We start from the raw sequence: 6,553 nt of genomic DNA, 5'->3' as shown, positions 1-6,553 counted from the left end.
AAATCGGCGCTTCAAATCCTGGGGGGCATGCCCCCCAGGATTTGATCACCCAAATGGCGGCATAAAACGACATCCGCGATGAGCTTAACTTAGCCGCCAACCTGTCCAAGAAGGCGAGGCCACCTCAACAACTGGCTGTCCAACCGCATCTTCAAATCCTACGATGACATCGTCGACCACTGCTGCTTCGCCTGGAACAGCCTCGTCAATCAACCTTGGCGCATCATGTCCATCGATTTGCGCCAATGGGCACATGGGTACCGATTAATGCTCGTTGGTATAAAAAGAAGGCTAAGCGAAAACGTTCGGATTACAATCAAAGGAGATATCCCATTGTTGCGCTCAGGCTGTCCTGACCTTTGCCTCGATCTCCGGATCATAGATCGAAAGATACCGGATCAGCCAATCGTCGAACTGGCGACCTTCGCCAAAATGATTATATTCGGAAACCCGCCATTGCAGGTTCATATGTTCGATCACTGATGGGTGAATTGGGACGTCGGGCTGTAATTGTTCTCCGCCAGCCCAGTGTTTCAGCACTAAAGCTGCCTGCACGTCATCTAGATCAAAAAAATCCCAGAGAACGGGCTGATCATGCAATGCCCGTAATAATTCGTTGGTCGGGTGCCATGCCATCGAAAACAGGCGATGGCTCAGCATATTGTCTGCGATATAGTCGGCAACGCCTAGGTCACAGAATTTATCTTTCTTGTGCTGAGTTTCCAGTTCTCGTTCGAACAGACTCTTAATATCCATGCGGGCTGGAATATAAAGTTGGCGATATTCCCAATAGACTTGTTCAACTGATTTACCCGCAGCCATGCTTTCTCGGATGAAGCTGTCACCGCGGGGAACACGCGGCGGTGATTCTGGCAGTGCGTCGACCGCCGGATCCCCGCCATCGAAGGGCCACAGTGTGGAGAAATAGATGGTCGGCAGCCGTAAGGTGTGACCTGCAAAAGGCGGTGGATCCTTAAACTCTGCCCGGCCCTGCCACACGAGCGCGTCAGCCGTTTGCAACGATGCTTCCAATACCTCAAGGCATCCTGGGGTATTGCCGTCCACAAATTCTAATTCGACATCATCTCCGAATACGGAATTCTTTACACCGGTAAAGCTACAATAAATCTGATTTACTTGGCAATTTCCGAAAAAAATGTACTTCATTTTAGGAACCTCAATATTTATCTCAATCCCGCCAAGTAAAATTATTGTCTAATTTTAAGGCGCGATAGGAAAAATAATCTTTACTTTCCTTGAATATATAGAAGATGCTGGCGTGTGTCAGCGTCATCGGGATCAAGATCTGCGGCAACGCGATAACTATAGCGCGCCGGACCGATCAGCCCTTGCTCCTTCAGAGAGTGGCCATATTGCTTCCATATTTTTGCGCTTGAGCCGCCCGTGGAGATGATCGTAGCGTAGCAGCGCTCCGCCATATCCCACTGGCTCAAGCGTGCGTACTGGCGCGCTTTCTTGAGTGTGATGCGGTGTGACATACGGCCAAAGAAGCTGATATTTGCGTTGGGGCTTGATTTGAAACGGGCGACGAAGGCGTCCACGTCGCCATTCGATTTACTTTCAACCAATGCTGTGGCTTCGGCGGAAACTTGTTCGGTGGTCTTGTTGCCTTTATAACGATTCAAGAAAATGCTGCTATCTGGATAGGGCGATTCCGACAGGCGATGAGCGCGTTCATGAATTTTGAGATCAAAGCGAGCCAGCGGTGAATCCACCACGGTCATCTCGCCGACAAAGCGCGCAAAATAGGTAACCAGCGCGTCGTAAGCCAACATCTGGATCACCCCGCCGTTGCGCTCAAGGAAGTCGCGCTTCAGCAGCATGTGCGATGATGCGAGTGGGAAGGTCTGGTTGGTGGCACGCGGGCGCCAATAATCGGCATATTCGGTACCACTCATTACATATTCGGCGGGATCATAGTGCCGTGAGATGATGGCGCAAACTGCGCCCGTATCATTATCACGTGCAGCCCGACTCATCTCGACGGCATAATCACTGAACAGATCGCAACCAGAGGTCATCACCGATATAAGCTTAACATCTTTAGGTAGGTTATCGATGACATTCAGAAGCATGTTGCCGACCGTATTAGGCTTGTCATAGGCGTCATCAACATAAACGATATCGAGGTCGATACCCTCATCAACCTTGGGGAGATGAATATTCTCTCCACTACCTTTGCCGACTGTCACGACCCGAATGAAGGCTTCGCAACCCGTCTGCTTTTCAATCGATGCGATCGCCTGTCTCGGGAACTGCTGTTTACGATCGAGCCATAGGATAACATAGCCGACCTTATCTTTGGTCGACTTGCGGATGGTCGATCGTTGAGCTTGCTTCAGAATATACTGCTGATACACATCCAGCAATTGCTTATGCAGCATGTAGCTATCAATGTAGCGATCTTGGAGCGACTTGGCGAGCTTGAATGCCTCGTCTGGGTTATGGTTGTAATGTTCGAGCGCTGCGATAATCTTCGCGCCATCTTTCGACGCCTCACCGGTGATTTCGATAGGGACGGTCACGTCGGCGAAATAGCGCTCAACAAAGCCATTAGCGTCGGCCATGACCAAAGCCCCAGCGGCTGCGCCCTCGAAAAGGCGGCTCGTCATCACCTGGGAGCGTAGATGCGCATTGGACGACAGAGCAAGTACTGCACCGGACATGGCGATTTCACGGATTAGCGACTTTCCGTCGAAAGGTACCTCGCGTTTGTAACCGTCGAAACCTTCCCAAACCCGCGTACCCTGAATGACTTCCGGTCCGAAGATGTCCAGCACGCCAGCCTTGTCCAGCGGACTGAGCAAGTGGTCAAAGCGGCCAGGCTTGTTGGACAGGCGTTCCCAGTTGATACCGCAATAGACCAAGCGACGATCATCGCGCTCTCGCGCGCTGAAGACTGGGCCCGACAGCGTGTGATTGACGGTAGCGTGAGCTACTTCGTCATAACGCTTGCCCAGTTCCTGACGCGCGAAACGTTCAATAACAGGTGATGAGCAAGAAAAATAGCCATCATGGGAAAATTGATGATCAGCGAAGGTATTGAAGCCCCAATCGACATAGAAATCGACCGGATTCCACAATGCTGCCCAAGAAAAGCAGTCGTAAGCTTTAGGTGTTTCGAAATGGAGAGATATAACGAAATCAACATCATCTTGTGTGATCCGGCGGTGTTCTCCATGAAGCAGATTGCCCAGTCGATCGACTTCTATCAGTTCAACGCCGATCAGCGAGCAGGCGAAACGGTACCGTTCGATGCTTTCGTGCTCCGCGGCAGCATGTCCTGGCCACAAGCGGACGATACCGATTTTGCGCTTCATCTTTGCGAGATGGGCAAGCTCCGTATCTGTGGGCTTGATGGTTTCTGCTTCGTAACTCTTCACAACAGAAGAAGCTCTCATATCCGTCATTTCAAACGCCCCAATATTATTAACTAACACCAATCGACCATTCTACATCGCCTGATGTCATAATTGCGGCTTGCGCCCAAATCCTAAGTCAAAATGCAGATGCTCGATTTCATCATTAATTCAGAATTTTACCCTTGCTTGCTTCGGGTTTCATCGTAAAATTCGAAGGCGCCATCCACTGTGTCGAACATATGAACCGTGCCATCATTTAGAACTCCGGCTCTGTGACAATGTGCTCGGATGTAATAGGAATCGTGGGAAACGATGATCATTGCCCTGTCGGCTCTCTTCTCAAAAAGCTCGATATGGCATTTCTCATGAAAGCGAGCGTCGCCCACCGCGACAATTTCGTCAATCAGGAAACAGTCAAATTCAACGACCATTGATAGAGCAAACGAAAGTCTCGCCCGCATTCCTGAAGAATAGGTGCGTACCGGTTCCCGCAGATACCGACCGAGCTCGGTGAATTCCTCGACGAAGGGAATGCGCGGTTCGATGGGGACACCATAGATACGACAGATGAAGCGTAGATTGTCGAGGCCGGTTAATGACGACTGGAATGCGCCACCAAAGGCTAACGGCCAAGATACGGTCATTTCGCGCGTGATTTGGCCCGTGGTAGGTCGTTCCGCACCCGAGATAAGGCGTATGAGAGTTGATTTTCCTGCGCCGTTGCGGCCTAAAATGCCTATCCGCTCGTGTTTCTCGATCGTGATATTGTTGTTCTTGAGGATTTCTCTGGTGCCATGACCCGTCTTGTAGGATTTGGAGACATTATCGAGACGGATCATTCCGGAATGACCTCCCGTCCGATACGACGAAGTTGGGCAACGCCCAACAGGGTGAGAACCAAGCAGCACGTGGCCATGTACCCGACGTCGTAATGCGCATGCATGATCGATCCGAAATAGCCATCTCGCAGCAGCTCTACGCCATTTACCATTGGCAGCAGCAGGACATAGGGCTGAGCTGCGGCAGGCAGGATGTCAACAATGAATGCTGCGCCAGACAGTGGGAAGATGAGATAGGAAGCCGGATGCCAGAATTTTTCGACAAGCTCTGAGCTCTCCGACAATGTTCCCACGAATAGGGCCAGCGAAGAGCCGAACCAAACCAACATGATCCATCCGAGGGCGACCTTCGCCAAATCTTCGGGAGGCTGGATGAGCCCTACCATAATGAAAATGATCGATAAAACGAAGAAAGACATTGATGCGCCGAGAAATTCTAAAAGTATTCTGGAGATATAGATGTCCATCACCTTAACGTTGCGATGATAGAGCAACGACATGTTAGGTTCTATCGCATGGATGCAGCGGCCGGGCATGTTGCGCCACAGCAAGATGCTTGAATAGCCCGTGAGTGCGAAAGCGGCAATGGGTATTTCGGTGCCATGATTGGCCTTAAATAACGACCATAAGGTCACGATACCCAATGTGAAGATCATCGGTTCGACGAACAGCCAGAGAAAACCGATATTATGTCGACCATAACGGGTCATGACTTCACGCAAAAGAAGTGCGTTGATAACGCGCTTTTCTACTAGAAACGCCCTTTTTAGGGCATCGGAAGAGCTGTTGTCTATCATACAGATCAGTAACCGTGTTCGCGCACGCCTGCAAACAGCATTGAAAATACGCCCCATGCCATCAATCCGACGACAAAGATTGCGAGAATGCTGTTCAACCGCCGAGGGTCCATCGCAATGTCAGGGCGATTTGGCTGGACCACGGTTTCGATATAGATTCGCTTGCGGCTGGCTTCTTCGCGTGCATCAGCGACGGCGGTCATCGCGGTAGCGAGTTGCCGATCAGCGATTTGGCTGTCGAGCTGAAGCCGCTGATACTCTGGCGCAACACCTGCAAAAGAATTGGAACCCCCGGTGACTCGACCCGATTCACTCGCGATCTGTCGCTTAATGCTGGCGATCCGCGCTTTAAGTGGCTCGATCTGCGGATTATTTGGCACGGTCGCCTGAATCTGATCCAATTGCGATTGGCTGGCAATCAGGTCGTCCTGAAGCTTGGCGATCAACTGGATTTGGACGGTTGCCTGCTTTTCCGGGTCGAGTACGCGATGAGAGTCGCGATATGCCGACAGCTTGAGGGCGGCGGAGCGCGCTTGATCTGCGGCTTGACGTTCCGTCCGCTCGGCATAGGCGACTAGATCGGTTTCCGCGCGTTTGTTCAGCCGGTTGACCAATTGTTCGCTGAAACCAAGAAGCTGCTGGTTGATCCATTGGGCATCCTCTGGACGATAAGCTCCCACTCGAATTTTGGCCAGCGAACTGCGGCTGTCCATTTCAACTGTTACATGCTGTTTATAATAGCGGAAAAGATCTTCCTTTGATGCGCTAAAGCCCAGCGGCGCAAAACGGTCGAAAACACTTATGTTTTCTGAAGAAAAAAGCTTCTCGAGTCTATCATTCTTGTTCAGCAGTGATACTGCATCACGTGACAGGGCGAAATTCTGGACTGAGTATATCTCACTATTATCTTGATAATAACCTGTTACGCTACCCAGGAGTGACCCAAGGCCGGAAGGACTCTTGCGTTCTGAACTTTTGACGATGAAACTTGATTCAGAGACATACACATCAGAAGCAAAGATGCCATAATATAATATTGCTAAAGTCGTTGGAATTAGGACAGTAATGAAAAATATCCAGCCCAATCCTTTTGTTTTTTGCAGCAAAGGTTTCATCGGTTATGTTTCACTACGGGCTTAAAGCCCCTCCAGATTGGTGTTGGAAAGGCGTGAAGCCAAGCCTCGTGACATTCTCCTAAGCACCATCAAAGGGGTTTGCAATCACTTCTTGAGGGCGTCGAGCTTGCGCGCGCGCGCCCACGACGCAGTGGCATTGCCGCTTTTGCGGCGGCCTTGACCCTAGGGCTGGGAAGGTGAACAATCCCTAAGATCAGGATTCATTGATTGAGTCAGAAGATGATGGTTGGGGCGATACAGATGGCGGACATGAAGGTGTGGGCTTGAGGTGTGAGGTGGCCTCGCCTTCTTGGACAGGTTGGCGGCTAAGTTAAGCTCATCGCGGATGTCGTTTTATGCCGCCATTTGGGTGATCAAATCCTGGGGGGCATGCCCCCCAGGATTTGAAGCGCCGATTT

General features: G+C 50.8%; 5 protein-coding genes and 1 pseudogene. 1 reads left to right on the top strand and 5 read right to left on the bottom strand.

Features of this window, described 5'->3' with window-relative positions; genetic code table 11:
* Positions 1–126: 126 nt before the first annotated feature.
* A pseudogene (locus MRBLSP13_RS15220) lies at positions 127–261 on the top strand (IS630 family transposase); the annotation flags it as partial.
* A gap of 81 nt (positions 262–342) precedes the next feature.
* Here MRBLSP13_RS15220 and MRBLSP13_RS15215 read toward each other — a convergent pair.
* From MRBLSP13_RS15215 to MRBLSP13_RS15195, 5 genes are all read right to left on the bottom strand, one after another.
* Positions 343–1,167 carry a WcbI family polysaccharide biosynthesis putative acetyltransferase gene (locus MRBLSP13_RS15215; RefSeq protein ID WP_363736939.1) on the bottom strand — a complete coding sequence of 275 codons (825 nt, stop codon included), beginning with the start codon at positions 1,165–1,167 and terminating at the stop codon, positions 343–345.
* 80 nt (positions 1,168–1,247) lie between these two features.
* Positions 1,248–3,431, bottom strand: a complete 2,184-nt coding sequence (locus MRBLSP13_RS15210) for a glycosyltransferase (protein WP_363736940.1) — start codon at positions 3,429–3,431, stop codon at positions 1,248–1,250.
* 128 nt (positions 3,432–3,559) lie between these two features.
* Positions 3,560–4,222 (bottom strand): ABC transporter ATP-binding protein, encoded by a 663-nt coding sequence (locus MRBLSP13_RS15205; RefSeq protein ID WP_363736941.1) that lies wholly within the window; start codon positions 4,220–4,222, stop codon positions 3,560–3,562.
* A complete protein-coding gene (locus MRBLSP13_RS15200; RefSeq protein ID WP_363736945.1) occupies positions 4,219–5,019 on the bottom strand; it encodes an ABC transporter permease in 801 nt (266 codons plus the stop codon). Before MRBLSP13_RS15200 ends, MRBLSP13_RS15205 begins: the two co-directional genes overlap by 4 nt.
* Before the next feature lie 5 nt (positions 5,020–5,024).
* On the bottom strand, positions 5,025–6,134 hold the full coding sequence (locus MRBLSP13_RS15195; RefSeq protein WP_363736943.1) for a hypothetical protein: 1,110 nt from the start codon (positions 6,132–6,134) through the stop codon (positions 5,025–5,027).
* Between the last annotated feature and the right edge of the window lie 419 nt (positions 6,135–6,553).

Source organism: Sphingobium sp. LSP13-1-1.1, from assembly GCF_040676415.1.
Taxonomy (GTDB): Bacteria; Pseudomonadota; Alphaproteobacteria; order Sphingomonadales; family Sphingomonadaceae; genus Sphingobium.
Note: the sequence above shows the minus strand (reverse complement) of the source record. Positions and strands in the feature narration are given on the sequence as shown.